The sequence below is a fragment of the Pedobacter sp. BG31 genome (assembly GCF_042464845.1).
Lineage (GTDB): Bacteria > Bacteroidota > Bacteroidia > Sphingobacteriales > Sphingobacteriaceae > Pedobacter > Pedobacter suwonensis.
On sequence record NZ_JBHNZK010000012.1, the window covers coordinates 35,691 to 49,984 of the forward strand.

General features: G+C 39.5%; 11 protein-coding genes and 1 tRNA gene. 9 read left to right on the top strand and 3 right to left on the bottom strand.

Going from position 1 to position 14,294, the window contains the following annotated elements:
- Window positions 1-16: 16 nt before the first annotated feature.
- Together ACFE6N_RS14885 and ACFE6N_RS14890 are read left to right on the top strand one after the other, a co-directional pair.
- Window positions 17-2,512, top strand: coding sequence for a glycosyl hydrolase 115 family protein (locus tag ACFE6N_RS14885; protein ID WP_378937686.1), 2,496 nt, complete (start codon window positions 17-19; stop codon window positions 2,510-2,512).
- A 351-nt stretch (window positions 2,513-2,863) separates the two neighbouring features.
- Complete coding sequence (locus tag ACFE6N_RS14890) at window positions 2,864-4,462, top strand: MGH1-like glycoside hydrolase domain-containing protein (protein ID WP_378937688.1); 1,599 nt, start codon at window positions 2,864-2,866, stop codon at window positions 4,460-4,462.
- A gap of 654 nt (window positions 4,463-5,116) precedes the next feature.
- Here the strand turns inward: ACFE6N_RS14890 and ACFE6N_RS14895 are convergent.
- The 3 genes from ACFE6N_RS14895 to ACFE6N_RS14905 form a co-directional block, all read right to left on the bottom strand.
- A tRNA-Arg gene (locus tag ACFE6N_RS14895) sits at window positions 5,117-5,190 on the bottom strand.
- 100 nt (window positions 5,191-5,290) lie between these two features.
- Window positions 5,291-5,755: a redoxin domain-containing protein gene (locus ACFE6N_RS14900; protein ID WP_090984885.1), complete on the bottom strand. Its 465-nt coding sequence runs from the start codon at window positions 5,753-5,755 to the stop codon at window positions 5,291-5,293.
- A 56-nt stretch (window positions 5,756-5,811) separates the two neighbouring features.
- Window positions 5,812-6,726, bottom strand: a complete 915-nt coding sequence (locus ACFE6N_RS14905) for an SDR family oxidoreductase (protein ID WP_378937690.1) — start codon at window positions 6,724-6,726, stop codon at window positions 5,812-5,814.
- 93 nt (window positions 6,727-6,819) lie between these two features.
- On the opposite strand from ACFE6N_RS14905, the gene ACFE6N_RS14910 reads away from it, so the two are divergent.
- The 7 genes from ACFE6N_RS14910 to ACFE6N_RS14940 all read left to right on the top strand — a co-directional run bounded on the left by ACFE6N_RS14910 (window position 6,820) and on the right by ACFE6N_RS14940 (window position 14,279).
- A complete protein-coding gene (locus tag ACFE6N_RS14910) occupies window positions 6,820-7,338 on the top strand; it encodes a hypothetical protein (protein WP_378937691.1) in 519 nt (172 codons plus the stop codon).
- Between the two features lie 199 nt (window positions 7,339-7,537).
- Entirely contained in the window at window positions 7,538-9,040 is a 1,503-nt protein-coding gene (gene atpD, locus ACFE6N_RS14915) for a F0F1 ATP synthase subunit beta (RefSeq protein ID WP_378937693.1), read from the top strand.
- Between the two features lie 81 nt (window positions 9,041-9,121).
- The gene (gene atpC / locus ACFE6N_RS14920) at window positions 9,122-9,367 is read left to right on the top strand and encodes an ATP synthase F1 subunit epsilon (RefSeq protein ID WP_090984893.1); all 246 of its coding nucleotides are present in this window, start codon (window positions 9,122-9,124) and stop codon (window positions 9,365-9,367) included.
- A gap of 787 nt (window positions 9,368-10,154) precedes the next feature.
- Window positions 10,155-11,045, top strand: a complete 891-nt coding sequence (ilvE, locus tag ACFE6N_RS14925; protein WP_378937694.1) for a branched-chain-amino-acid transaminase — start codon at window positions 10,155-10,157, stop codon at window positions 11,043-11,045.
- A 117-nt stretch (window positions 11,046-11,162) separates the two neighbouring features.
- A complete protein-coding gene (locus ACFE6N_RS14930; RefSeq protein ID WP_378937695.1) occupies window positions 11,163-11,741 on the top strand; it encodes an O-methyltransferase in 579 nt (192 codons plus the stop codon).
- A 249-nt stretch (window positions 11,742-11,990) separates the two neighbouring features.
- Window positions 11,991-13,673, top strand: coding sequence for a dihydroxy-acid dehydratase (ilvD, locus tag ACFE6N_RS14935; protein ID WP_378937697.1), 1,683 nt, complete (start codon window positions 11,991-11,993; stop codon window positions 13,671-13,673).
- A 45-nt stretch (window positions 13,674-13,718) separates the two neighbouring features.
- Window positions 13,719-14,279 (top strand): ORF6N domain-containing protein, encoded by a 561-nt coding sequence (locus ACFE6N_RS14940; RefSeq protein ID WP_378937699.1) that lies wholly within the window; start codon window positions 13,719-13,721, stop codon window positions 14,277-14,279.
- Window positions 14,280-14,294: the final 15 nt, after the last annotated feature.

Consider the following 14,294-nt stretch of genomic DNA (forward strand, 5'->3'; position numbering starts at 1 on the left):
TTTTCAATAAAATCTAATGAAAAAAGAACTGCAAACTTTTGGGCTACTTTGCTTCCTGTTATGCTCCGGAACCTTATACGGACAAACGATGATCGTCCGTAACTCCGCTGCTAAAGTTTCCACTGACTTTACGCTGGCTGGAAAAACGATGCAGGCACCAATTGTAATAGATAGTCTTGATTTTCCCGCTGTAAAGCTTGCCGCAGATTTTTTGGCGGAAGACATCCGCAAGGTTACCGGCCGAAAGCCAAAAGTGAGTAACAGTACAAAAAATGGACCGCAGCTGATTATTGCAGGAACAATAGGTAATTCAAAATTGATTGACGGGCTGATTGCCAGCGGTAAAATAACAACCAGTAAAATAAAAGGGCACTGGGAAGCGACGATGTGGCAGCTTGTTGCCAATCCTATGCCCGGAGTTAAGAAAGCACTAATAATTGCAGGGAGCGACCGACGTGGTACAGCCTATGGTTTATTACAGCTATCCAAGCTGATGGGTGTATCTCCCTGGGAATGGTGGGCAGATGTACCGGTAAAAAAGCAACAAATGTTAACATTATCGTTAGCGGCTACAAAGATTGATGAACCCGCGATAAAATATCGTGGAATATTCATTAACGACGAAGATTGGGGTATTAATGAATGGGCACGCAAGAATTTTGAAAAAGAATTCGGCGAAGGTGTTGGACCGAAGACTTATGAAAAGGTTTTTGAATTGATGCTCCGTCTACGTTTAAATTATTTCTGGCCGGCAATGCATGAAGTATCCAAAGAATTTGGCGACACACCTGCAAACGTGGAACTGGCCGATAAATATGCAATTGTTGCAGGTTCGTCCCATTGTGAGCCAATGCTTTACAACAACGTCCATTGGAAAGAAAACCTGCGTGGAGCCTGGAATTACAGCACAAACAGAGACACTATTTATAAAATATGGGAAAATACCGCCATCTTCCGGAAGGATAAGGAAGCCGTATGGACGATGGGTATACGTGGTATACACGACCGTGGAATGGAAACTCCGCCGACCCGCATCACTGATCGAATAGATGTGCTTCAAAAGGTGTTCAGAGACCAACGCAATATTATAAACCAATATGTGACTAAGCAGTTCGGTCCAGTGGCTCAGTGTTTTGTCCCCTACAAAGAGGTGCTGCCTATCTACGACGCTGGTTTAAAAGTACCAGATGATGTCACTTTGATCTGGGTAGATGACAATTTTGGCTATATCCGGCGCTTATCTAACCCGGAGGAACGTAAGCGCGATGGCGGCAGCGGACTTTACTGGCATCTTTCTTACTATGGCTATCCGCACTCCTATACGTGGATCAATACCACAGCACCCGCCCTGATGTGGGAGGAATTTCACAAGGCCTGGGAAAACCAGGCACGGCGTATGTGGGTAATCAATGTTGGCGACATCAAACCCATGGAACTAGGTATTGATTATTTTTCGAGGTTGGCCTGGAACCCGGAAAAACAGCAGGCTAATACACAACCGCAATTCCTATCTGCTTTTGCCACAGAACATTTTAACCGGCAGTCGGCACCAGCAATTGCAGAATTATTGACAGCTTATTACAGGTTAGGTACCGTAAGAAAGCCCGAATTAATGAACAGAGAATGGGCTCTGTCGTTGTCAGGCCGCGAAGCACAAGCATTGCAGGCAGACTACGAACACATGATGCAAATGAACGCCAATACATTGAGCATATTACCACGTGATCAACAGGATGCTTACACAGAAATGATCGGATTTCCTTCGGATGTTCTGGCGATAAGCGGTTTGATCTTTCTTCACGACAGGGCAGCCATTTTAACTTCAGATAAGCAAATTCATGAGGCTGCCATTACAGCTTTAAGATCGAAGTTGCAGAATAATATCGACAACTTTAACAATAAGATTGCCGGTGGAAAATGGCAGTATATGATGCCGGGTATGGTTACAGCGAAAAAATTATTGGCATGGAACAGCCAGGTGGCCTGGCCCTGGGCAGAAACGCGTCAGCCGGATACGACAAAGAAGGCGTTACAGGTTGACTACATCAGAGCTGCTGCCTCAGCAGACCGCCAGTCATCATCAGGCAAAACCAAGTGGACGCTTGTACCGGGCTTAGGCCAGTCAGGTAAGGCTATGGTATTAAAGCCTGTAAATATTACCCAAATCTGGGATGAGCAGGATTTAAGCGCACCAACATTGTTTTACAATTTTGAAGGATCAGAAATCAGCAAAGCTATACTTGATTTTATGCCAACCTTTAGGGTGTATCCGGGAATGCGACTAAGGGTTGCTGTTGGCATAGACGGTAAATACCTGTCCACCATTGAGGTTCCGGGGTCAGACGGCAAAGAAGATGAAAACGGTGTAAACAGAAATCAGGGTATTCGAAACAATTTTGTCAGCGCTGTTGTTAACCTGCCACCAACATCAAAAGGAAAGCACCGATTCTTTGTACGCGCAGTCGATCCAGGTGTTGTATTAGACAAAATTTCATTCAGCAAATCAAATTAATGGTTATCCCACACCGGTCAAAATATTCGATGAGTACATGACTTTTGGGGTTATTCTGTTATATTGTAGAGACAACGATGACAAGACACCATATGAGGAAACACACAGAGGTGTGATCCGGTTGATGGCAGAACGTAACTTTCCGAAAATGGAAACTTTTATCTCGTCTCTGGAAAAAGCGAGCGCATCAGCACCCGATAAAAAAATCGATGAATTATATCCGAAGCTGCTGGAAATGCTGAGCAAATAATTTATTAATATCAGCTAAAATCTAACTAAAAGGCTTACAAATTATTGCTTAGATTAGCCTGCTACGCAGGGTAACAATTTGCCTTAATAAAAAACTATTCAATGAAATTAAGTTTCTATCTTCTTTTGCTCGTCAGCTCGTATAGCTTTAAGGTGTCGGGGCAATCGGATTTTGTGCTCAAGGAACAAAATTATCGCCACTACATTGAAGAATTCAACTCAAATGATAAAGAACTCTACACCAATTATATTCCAAATGCTAAAGCCTGGGATTTTCTATCAACCAACATCCCGCTGTTTGAGTGTCCCGATAAAAATCTGGAATTGACCTATTATTTCAGATGGTGGACTTTTAGAAAACACATCAAAAATACACCTGATGGTTTTATCATTACCGAGTTTTTGCCAAATGTATACTGGGCCGGCAAGTATAACTCCATTAATTGTGCTGCTGCGCTGCATATTTATGAAGGACGATGGCTTAAAGACCAACGCTATATTAAAGATTATGCCAATTTCTGGTTCAGGAAAGGTGGAGATGTGAGAAGTTACAGTTTCTGGGCAGCAGATGCACTTTGGGCCAACTACTTAGTTAACGGCGATAAGAGCCTTTTGATAGACCTGAGCGAAGATTTAACAGCGAACTATTACAGCTGGGAAAAGGGCCGCATTTTCCAAAAGATGTTTATAGGTAAGAATCCGGATGGTTTGTTTAGTACTGTTGATGACCGGGATGCGATGGAGATGTCTATCGGCAAGCATGGCAAACGACCAACCATCAACTCCTATATGTACGGTGATGCTATTGCACTGTCAAAAATTGCCGGCCTGTCCGGAAAAAAAGAAATGGCCTCCATCTTCCTCGCAAAATCAGATTCCTTAAAAAAACTGGTTGTGAAAAAACTTTGGGACAAAAAACAAGGCTTTTTTAAAACCATGCCTTACCATTCTGAAAAACTTGTCGACGTTAGAGAATTGCTGGGTTATACGCCGTGGTATTTTAATCTTCCGCCAGATAACCTAAAATATGCAAATGCATGGCAACTGATCCATTCGAAGGATGGATTTTACGCCCCTTATGGGCTTACCACTGCCGAACAGGGCCATCGTGAATTTGAATTATCATATACAGGGCACGAGTGCAAATGGAATGGCCCTAGCTGGCCTTACTCAACGTCCATTACATTAACTGCACTTGCTAATTTACTCAACAATTATCAACAGAAGACCGTCAGTAAGAAAGACTACATGGAGCAGCTTCAAATATTCGCTAATGCACACCGGCGAATAAATGAGGACGGGGCATTAAACCCCTGGATAGATGAAAACATTAATCCTTTTACTGGCGACTGGATATCCAGAACCATGCTTAAAGAATTGGGTTGGCCAAAAGATAAAGGCGGAGAAGAGCGTGGAAAAGACTATAACCACTCCACCTTTGCAGATTTAGTCATTAGTGGCTTGGTTGGTATAAGGCCGCAGGATAATGATACAGTAATTATTAATCCGCTAGTTCCAGAAAATACCTGGGAATGGTTTTGTCTGGATAATATTTCCTACCACGGAAAAACCCTAAGCATTGTTTATGACAGGTACGGAAAAAAATATAAAAAGGGAAAAGGACTGATGTGTTTTATTAATGGAAAGTTAAAGGTTCAGCGCTCTTCTATTGAAAAAATAGTTCTCAATATAAGTCAATAAAACAATTTCCCCTGCTTGAAACATAACATCTAATTTCACACTAAGGAGTTTTTTTACGGTTTAAATTGACGGTTCAGGTAAGTAACTGTAGGATTAATAATGAAGTGGATAAATCGATTAAATTGAGTCCAATTTGCCAATCTACTACCAATCAACAAAACTTTAAAACAATTTTATTTCCAGCGAAAGAGGTAATCTATCCTGTCTTTTACGCATTATTCTATCCTTATTTTAATGTGAGTTAGGAAAAAAAGAGCAAAGGGCGTGATTTTTTTTATATATAACTGACAATCAATTTTCTAAAAAAAGTCCTACAATCAAAGATAAAATTACAGAAATTTTCGTACAAGTTGATGATTTCTGCAAGGAAATAATGCCAGAAATTGAAAATCAGCTAGTCCAAGACCGTTCTCTCGGTGAGCGTAACAGGAAAACCTGACTCTGCAGCAGTAAAATGATTACCCTGATGGTCGCCTTTCACTATGGGCAGTTCAGCAATCTGAAGTCCTTCTACGTTCAATTAGCCTAACCACACCTGAAGGACCTGTTTCCCGGGACTGATGTCTTATAACAGGTTTGTAGAGATTTAGCCAAAGTCTGCCGTGCATAAAAAAAGCGGAGCAAAATCTTTAAAAGATTTGTACTCCGCAAAGGTGCACTCGTAGGGATTCGAACCCCAAACCTTCTCATCCGTAGTGAGATGCTCTATCCAATTGAGCTACGAATGCGTTTCCGTATCGTTAACGGACTGCAAAGGTATAACTTGATATTTTAATTTCCAACTAAATTTTAAAAAAAATCTCAAAAAAATTCTTTGATGGTTATGCCTTATGCACTTAATGCATCATTAATCGCCTTGAAATCAGGCAAATCCTTTGCATCTTCCAAAACTTCAGCATAAACTATTTTTCCATTTTCATCGATTACAAATGCAGCTCTTTTCGACACACCTTTTAATCCGAAGAAAAACTCATCATAAAAAGCGCCATATGCTGCTGATACTTCTTTATTAAAATCAGATAATAACGGGAACTGGTAATTTTGCACTTCCTTAAATTTAGCTAACGAGAACGGCGAATCTACAGAAATGCCAATTACCTGTGCATTGATACCTTCGTAATAACTGAAATTATCACGCATGGTACATAATTGTTCAGTACATGTTCCGGTAAAAGCCATCGGAAAAAAATGTATAATTACTTTTTTGCCTTTAAAACCTGAAAGGGAAACCTCTGTTAAATCAGAACTGTATAATTTAAAATCTGGGGCGGTATCGCCAACTTGTAATGCCATTGTTTTTTTATTTAATGTATAATGTAAAGTATTTTATTGTTTAATCATTTTAAGACTTACGACTCCGGACTAACTCTCATCTGCTGCTCCAAAATTAGCAATCCTTCTTCAAAAGAATGTGGGCTATATCCTAAATCTTTAATGGCTTTATCCAGCACAAATCCCGTTTTTATAGGCCGTTTAGCCTTTTGGTTTAAACTTACTGAACTGATATCATTAATGTACGACTGATCCAGTTTCCAATAATCGGCAACTTTTCTCACTAAACCGGCAATACTCATGTAATCTTTGCCAGATATATGGTAAATCCCCCTGGCATTATGTTCAACAGCCAACAGGCAGGCTTCGGCCAGATCTTCGGCGAGGGTTGGCATGCGCCATTGATCGTTCACTACATTTATGGGCGATGCTTTCTCTAAGGCACCTTTAGCCCAAAGCACAATGTTGCTCCGGCTCATGTCGTGGCTAATACCATATACCAATATTGTCCTTAAAATGGCATATTTTGCCTTTGAATTTTTAATCAGCTCTTCAGCCATCACCTTAGATTCGCCATAATAACTAACCGGATTTACCGCATCTTCCTCTTTGTAAGGTCCGTTTTTTCCATCAAAAACAAAATCAGTGCTCAGATGGATCAATTGAATATTTTTTTCCTCGCATATAGACAACAAAGTTGCGACGGCCTCAACGTTTAACTGATGGCAAAGTGTTTTATTTTCCTCACAGGTATCTACATTTGTCATCGCAGCAGTATGGATAACTGCATCGGGACAATATCTTTCAATAACCGCCTTTACCTGTTCAGGATTTAGTATATCCATTTCTGCGTACTCATACCCTTCTTTTACAGGATAACGGTTTGCCCCTACTGAACTGGCTATGAGCTTTACCCGCCCTTCGGCAAGTACTTTTTCTGTTATTTTCTGACCTAAAAGTCCATTGCTGCCGCTAACCAGTATTTTTTTCATTCTTTATATTAATTTATTATTTCTCATTTACCACCAACTGCAATAGCTTTATGGTAAATTGCTCACTAATTGATTTGAGAACCAAATATAAAGATGAAACCCATTTTAACCGCTCTATTATTTCTGTTTGGCTTTAAAGCAATTGCCCAGGATTCAACATTGACACAACCTTACCTCAAAAAAAACAGCATTTATGCGGAACTTCTTGGAAATGGCGGTGTATATTCAATCAATTACGACAGGATCTTTCAATTAAGCAATCAAATAAAGATTGTACCTAGAGTCGGTTTTTCAACTCTCGAGGATGTATTGATTTTTCCACTCGAGGCAAATCTTCTCCTAAGCAAAAGCAGTACATCTAAAAATTTCTTCGAAACAGGTATTGGTCTAACCGTATTGAAGCCGTTAAGTGGTTTTTCAGGGCAACTGCTTACCATCAACGGATATGATTATAATTTTCATCACAACACTGTAAATACCCCCGTAATGATAAGGGCTGGTTTTAGACACCAGAAGCCAACAGGAGGATTGATGTATAGAACCGGCGCACTGCTGATAACAGGTGATGAAACCCTATTAACCGTCGGAATTGGACTGGGTTATACTTTTTAACGTCGCATTGGATTCGTTGGATAAAAATGATCGGTTTTTGCGAAAATTTTTCGCTAAAAATTGATGAGTTTTATGCTGTTGAAAAATTTTATAATATATATTTAAAATTCAGCAAGAATAACTTAACTTTGCCAACCGAATTGGAGCCCCTACAAACAGCTTTAATTCATTGACTGTAATAAATTTACTCACAACAGATATGCCTAACTTAGGAAAAATAGCACAAATTATCGGCCCTGTGGTTGACGTTAGCTTTGCTGATGATGCCCATCTACCTAAAATTTTTGATGCGTTAGAGATAACGAAAGAAAATGGACAAAAAATTGTTTTAGAAGTTCAACAGCACTTAGGTGAAGACCGTGTACGTGCAATTTCGATGGACTCTACCGATGGTTTGGTTCGTGGTATGCAAGTAGTTGATACTGGCGCTGCGATTAAAATGCCAGTTGGCGACCAGATTAAGGGTCGTTTATTTAATGTGGTTGGAGAAGCGATTGATGGTATCAACACAGTTGATAAAACAGACGGTCGTCCTATCCACGCAACCCCTCCTAAGTTCGAAGATTTATCTACTGAAACTGAGGTGCTTTTTACAGGTATCAAAGTAATCGATTTATTAGAGCCTTATGCTAAAGGTGGTAAAATCGGTTTGTTCGGTGGGGCTGGTGTAGGTAAAACGGTATTGATTATGGAGTTGGTTAACAACATCGCTAAAGCTTATGCTGGTTTATCAGTATTCGCAGGTGTTGGTGAGCGTACCCGTGAAGGTAACGATTTACTTCGTGAGTTTATCGAATCAGGCGTAATCAACTATGGTGACGATTTCTTACACTCAATGGAAAAAGGTGGATGGGATTTGAAAGCTGTTGATACTGAAAAGTTAAAAGAATCTAAAGCAACATTGGTTTTCGGACAAATGAACGAGCCTCCTGGTGCGCGTGCACGTGTAGCCTTATCGGGATTAACTGTTGCAGAATATTTCCGTGATGGTGATGGCGAAGGCGCTGGAAAAGACATTCTTTTCTTCGTTGACAACATCTTCCGTTTTACACAGGCAGGTTCTGAGGTATCGGCTTTATTAGGTCGTATGCCATCAGCAGTAGGTTACCAACCAACATTGGCAACGGAGATGGGTTTAATGCAAGAGCGTATTACTTCAACTAAACGTGGATCAATTACATCAGTACAGGCAGTTTATGTACCTGCGGATGATTTAACTGACCCGGCTCCGGCAACAACTTTTGCCCACTTAGATGCAACTACAGTACTTTCGCGTAAAATTGCCGAGTTAGGTATCTATCCTGCGGTAGATCCGTTGGATTCTACTTCACGTATCCTTTCTCCATCGGTTTTAGGTGATGAGCACTATAACACTGCACAACGTGTTAAAGAAACGTTACAACGTTATAAAGAATTACAGGATATTATCGCCATCTTAGGTATGGACGAATTATCTGAGGAAGATAAATTAGTGGTATCAAGAGCACGTCGTGTTCAACGTTTCTTATCTCAACCGTTCCACGTAGCTGAGCAATTTACAGGCTTAAAAGGTGTATTGGTTGACATTAAAGATACCATCAAAGGATTTAACATGATCATGGATGGTGAAGTTGATGAGTACCCTGAAGCTGCATTTAACTTAGTTGGTAGCATTGAAGATGCCATCGAAAAAGGTAAAAAATTATTAGCAGAAGCGAACTAAAAGAGACGTGAGACACTAGATATGAGATGTGAGAGAGACTTAGTCTCAAATCTCATATCTCTCATCTCCAATCTAATAAAAATGAATTTAGAAATATTAACTCCAGATAAAAAAGTTTTCGAAGGCGAAGTAACAGCAGTTACGGTTCCTGGTACTTTAGGTTCTTTTCAGATTTTAAGAGACCATGCCGCTATCATCTCAACTTTGGAAGATGGAGAAGTGATTATTAAAGCAAATAAAACCGATGAGCAACGCTTCTTTATCAAAGGCGGTGTAGTTGAAGCTATCCACAACAAAATCGTGGTTTTAGCAGAAGGTATCGCTTAATCAAAATAATCAACTCATTTGGAAAGCCTTCTGATTTAAAATCAGAAGGCTTTTTTTATTATTTTATTTTCGAAATCTTGTACCGAATAACCCTCAACCGGTTTAACTAACCCGGTCATCGTGCTAAACTTGTTTCAGCATCCTTCCTGTTAAATAGATCCTGAAATAAGTATAATAGCGATGAGATCAGGGTAGATCCTGTTATAAAGATCTAACAATTCTCAACAAGTATTAAACACCTGTAATAACCAGTTGTCTTCCTAAGCAGTAACTGCAATTTTTCGTTGTTATTTCGTTACTAAATACCTCTAAATTCTCAATTTTTACCGCACTTCTACTCATTTTAGGCAGAAAATCAGAAAATTTATAATGCAAGCATAACAAACAGACCATATACCGTTTTGATATTTGGTCTACAACGGTCGGCATTAAATCACTAATTACACTTCAATTAAGAATAATGTTTTGATTTTGATGAAAATCAAGAAATTATATTCCGATTTAACTTTTTTTTGATTTCTCTTGCATATTAATGAACCAAAAACTAAATTGGTTTTATAAACAAGAAGATAATCATGACGATTGAAAATCACACCTTTAACCCAAAAGCATTAGCAGCAACAGTTGTCAGTGTGGTGTTGTTTCCTGTCATTTTATTTAACCTTCTACTCCTAAATATTTTAGGCAAGAAGCGGACGCAGTTTAAATAGATTTTAATAAACTAAATATATCTAAAGCGTCCCGAACAAACGGGACGCTTTTTTTAAATAACAAAATAGAGAGTATTATGAAATACTACAATTCTAATACGATTATTTACCTTGACGGAGCTTTTGAAAAAGCTGTAAATAGCAGTACTGACCTTTACGGCCAATCACTACATTATGGTTATGCCGCTTTCGAGGGTATTAGAGCCTATAAAACACATAATGGTAACCGAATTTTCAAAGCTGCGGCCCATTTCGACAGGTTGGAGCGTTCCTGTCAGTTGGCAAACATTCCTTTTCCGTGGGATAAACAGGAGTTAATTGCTGCAACCTATAAATTGCTTCAATTGAACAAGCTGAAAGATGCTTATATACGCCCGCTGGTATTTTGCCACCCTAACATGAAATTAAACGAACCAAGCGGCGTTTCGATTTTAATATGTGCTTGGGAATGGGACGCATATTCGGGTAACAAATTATTAAAATTAACCGTTTCTGATTACGAAAGACCAAATCCAAAATCAGTTCCGATGGAAGCAAAATTGAGTGGGAACTATGTTAATTCTATCTTAGCGACTACAGCAGCAAACATTAAAGGTTATGATGAAGCATTGCTTTTAGATATGCATGGTTTCGTTGCCGAAGCATCTGGCGCAAATATTTTCCTCGAAAAAGATGGCAAATTATATACCCCATCGCCAGGCAATATTTTATCCGGTATTACCAGAGCAACAGTTAAAGAACTTTGCAACGTTTTGGATATAGAATGTGTGGAGAAAAAGCTAACCATAGAAGACCTTAAAAAGGCCGACAGTGCTTTTTTATGTGGAACAGCCACTGAGATAGCAGGCATTGCCTCTATCGATGACATCGTATATCGCCCATTGTGGAGAGAATCTATTGGTTATACCATACAGCGTGCTTATAAAAACCTGGTGCTCGAAAAAGTAAATTATGAAGTGATCATTTAAATGGGCTGATAGCTCAGCGTCAAATGGCTAATAACAGATTAGCATAAATGCCATTAACCAAATGACCGTGAATAAGCAGCCAAAAAAATTGAAATTATAACGAGCAACCAATAACAGATGACGGAAGAAATCAATCAAAATTATCCAAAGGCATACCAGCAGATCAATACGGCTACTATGGCATCAGGATTTAACATGGCTTCGGACGTATTAACCTGTTCTTTGCTTAAGACACTTGCAGCGTCTAAACCTTCCGGCAGTTTTCTTGAACTTGGCACCGGAACCGGTTTATCAACAGCCTGGATATTGGATGGCTTAGATGAACAAAGTACTTTGATATCAATAGATCACGATGCTAAATTTTTAGCAATTGCAAAAGATTATCTTGGCGATGATGATCGTTTAACCTTAGTGAATACTGATGGCGCAGAGTGGTTTAAAGAAAACGAAGGCAAAAAATTCGATTACATATTTGCAGATACCTGGTATGGAAAATATTTGCTTTTAGATGAAGCGATTGCCATGCTCAACAAAGGTGGCCTTTATATAATTGATGATATGTTACCTCAACAAAATTGGCCTGACGGTCACCAGGAAAAAGCCAATAAGTTGATGAAGGATTTGGAATCCCGTGATGATTTACATTTAACCAAACAAGTTTGGGCAACAGGAATTGTAATCGGGGTGAAAAAATAGGGTAATATAATATAGTAAATAGTTCTTTGCATTTTTAAAGAAGTTAGTATGTTTGTAGTTCAGTCGACGACATGAATATAAATACAAACATTATTAGCAACCTTATTATTGTCATTTCTAAAAAAAGAGGTGGAAATCGTTGCGTATAATATAAAAATATACCCTTATCGAAACCGCCTCCTAAAAGAGGCGGTTTTTTTTTGCCTCAAAAGAATACAACTAACAGAACCAGAATATACATTTTAAACAATGAGCGAATTAAACAAGTACAGTAAAACATTTACACAAGATCCAACACAACCTGCTGCTCAGGCAATGCTTTACGGCATCGGTTTAACCGATGCGGATATGGCTAAAGCGCAGGTAGGTATTGCAAGTATGGGCTATGATGGTAACACTTGCAACATGCATTTGAACGACCTTGCAAAAGAGGTCAAAGCAGGGGTCTGGAAAAATGATTTAGTGGGCTTGGTTTTTAATACCATTGGTGTAAGCGACGGAATGAGCAACGGTACGGATGGTATGCGCTACTCATTGGTTAGCCGCGATGTAATTGCCGATAGTATCGAAACCATTTGCGGCGGACAGTATTATGATGGCATCATTTCCATTCCTGGATGCGATAAAAATATGCCGGGCGCCATCATGGCCATGGCGCGGTTAAATCGCCCGTCTATTATGGTTTACGGTGGTACAATTGCTCCAGGCCATTATAAAGGTGAAGAATTAAATATTGTTTCGGCATTCGAGGCACTAGGACAAAAAATCTGTGGTAATCTTTCTGATGAAGATTATCAGGGAATCATCAAACACACTTGCCCAGGTGCAGGCGCTTGCGGCGGCATGTATACCGCCAATACCATGGCTTCAGCAATTGAGGCTTTAGGTATGAGTTTACCTTACTCTTCTTCAAATCCGGCCACAAGCCCGGAGAAAAAGCAAGAATGTTTAGATGCAGGTAAATACATTAGGATTTTACTGGAGAAAGATATCAAACCATCTGATATCATGACCAGAAAAGCATTCGAAAATGCCATCCGTTCCATTATCATTTTAGGTGGAAGTACCAATGCGGTATTGCACTTTATAGCTATGGGTAAGGCTATCGGTGTAGAAATTACACAGGATGATTTTCAGCGCATGAGTGATGTAACACCGGTACTGGCCGATTTTAAACCTAGCGGAAAATATTTAATGCAGGATTTACACCAATATGGCGGTATCCCTGCGGTATTAAAATATTTGCTGAATGAAGGTCTGCTCCATGGCGATTGTTTAACCGTAACTGGTAAAACAGTGGCTGAAAATCTTGCTGATGTGAAATCGATTATGGATTACGACCAGAAAATCGTTCAAAAACTAAGTGAACCGATCAAAGCAACCGGCCACCTGCAGATTCTTTATGGAAACCTGGCCGAAAAAGGTTCGGTAGCTAAAATAAGCGGTAAAGAAGGCGAAAAATTTGAAGGCCCGGCACGGGTTTTTGATGGAGAACACGATTTAATTGCCGGTATTTCGAGCGGACGTGTAAAACCTGGCGATGTCATCGTAATAAAAAATGCTGGTCCGGTTGGTGCTCCAGGTATGCCAGAAATGTTGAAACCAACCTCAGCCATTATCGGCGCAGGCCTGGGTAAATCGGTAGCTTTAATTACCGATGGACGTTTCTCTGGTGGCACACATGGTTTCGTGGTTGGCCACATTACACCTGAATCTTACAAAGGCGGTTTAATCGGCCTGGTCGAAGATGAAGACACGATTTTAATCGATGCTGTAAATAACATCATCAACCTGCAAGTTAGCGATGAAATAATTGCTGAACGTAGAAAAAAATATGTACAGCCAGAATTGAAAGTTACAAAAGGTGTCCTATATAAATATGCTAAAACAGTTTCAGACGCAGCAAGTGGTTGCGTAACTGACGAATATTAAATCAAAAATCATCCCTGGATTAATTGATTACTAAAAAAATAGATTATGCAAATAATTAAAAGTATTCAGAATAGGATTTATGAAATCCGGGGAGAAAGAGTCATGCTCGATTTTGATCTGGCAGCACTTTATGAAGTTGAAACAAGGGTATTAAATCAAGCTGTGAAACGAAATATTAAGCGTTTCCCTGAAGATTTTATGTTTCAGCTCGCAAAACATGAGTTTGAAGGCATAATGGCTCAAATTGAAAGTCTGAATCGGGGTATGTCATCACAATTTGTGATGACATACCCAACTAAAAGACCAAATTCTGCATTGCCATTTGCTTTTACCGAACAGGGCGTTGCCATGCTAAGTGGAGTTTTAAAGAGCGATAAAGCCATTAACATGAACATCGCCATTATGAGGGCTTTCGTTGATGTCCGTAAAATACTGCTGAAACAAAGCAGCATTAATGAACAATTAACCGAGATTAAAGAACGGATTGGGGAACATGATGTTCAGCTGAACGAACTTTATGATGCTATGGAAAACTTAATTGACGAGAAAATTGCTCAATTCAAGTGGAAAGACAGAGAAAGAATAGGGTTTAAAATTAAAGAATAATAGAACCGCAAAAAC

Excerpts from the sequence above, each read along its gene's own strand:
- ACFE6N_RS14900 (WP_090984885.1), bottom strand. The coding sequence starts at position 5,755 with ATGGCATTACAAGTTGGCGATACCGCCCCAGATTTTAAATTATACAGT.
- ACFE6N_RS14910 (WP_378937691.1), top strand. The coding sequence starts at position 6,820 with ATGAAACCCATTTTAACCGCTCTATTATTTCTGTTTGGCTTTAAAGCA.
- ACFE6N_RS14905 (WP_378937690.1), bottom strand. The coding sequence starts at position 6,726 with ATGAAAAAAATACTGGTTAGCGGCAGCAATGGACTTTTAGGTCAGAAA.
- ilvE (WP_378937694.1), top strand. The coding sequence starts at position 10,155 with ATGAAATACTACAATTCTAATACGATTATTTACCTTGACGGAGCTTTT.
- ACFE6N_RS14890 (WP_378937688.1), top strand. The coding sequence starts at position 2,864 with ATGAAATTAAGTTTCTATCTTCTTTTGCTCGTCAGCTCGTATAGCTTT.
- ACFE6N_RS14940 (WP_378937699.1), top strand. The coding sequence starts at position 13,719 with ATGCAAATAATTAAAAGTATTCAGAATAGGATTTATGAAATCCGGGGA.
- ilvD (WP_378937697.1), top strand. The coding sequence starts at position 11,991 with ATGAGCGAATTAAACAAGTACAGTAAAACATTTACACAAGATCCAACA.
- atpD (WP_378937693.1), top strand. The coding sequence starts at position 7,538 with ATGCCTAACTTAGGAAAAATAGCACAAATTATCGGCCCTGTGGTTGAC.
- atpC (WP_090984893.1), top strand. The coding sequence starts at position 9,122 with ATGAATTTAGAAATATTAACTCCAGATAAAAAAGTTTTCGAAGGCGAA.
- ACFE6N_RS14930 (WP_378937695.1), top strand. The coding sequence starts at position 11,163 with ATGACGGAAGAAATCAATCAAAATTATCCAAAGGCATACCAGCAGATC.
- ACFE6N_RS14885 (WP_378937686.1), top strand. The coding sequence starts at position 17 with ATGAAAAAAGAACTGCAAACTTTTGGGCTACTTTGCTTCCTGTTATGC.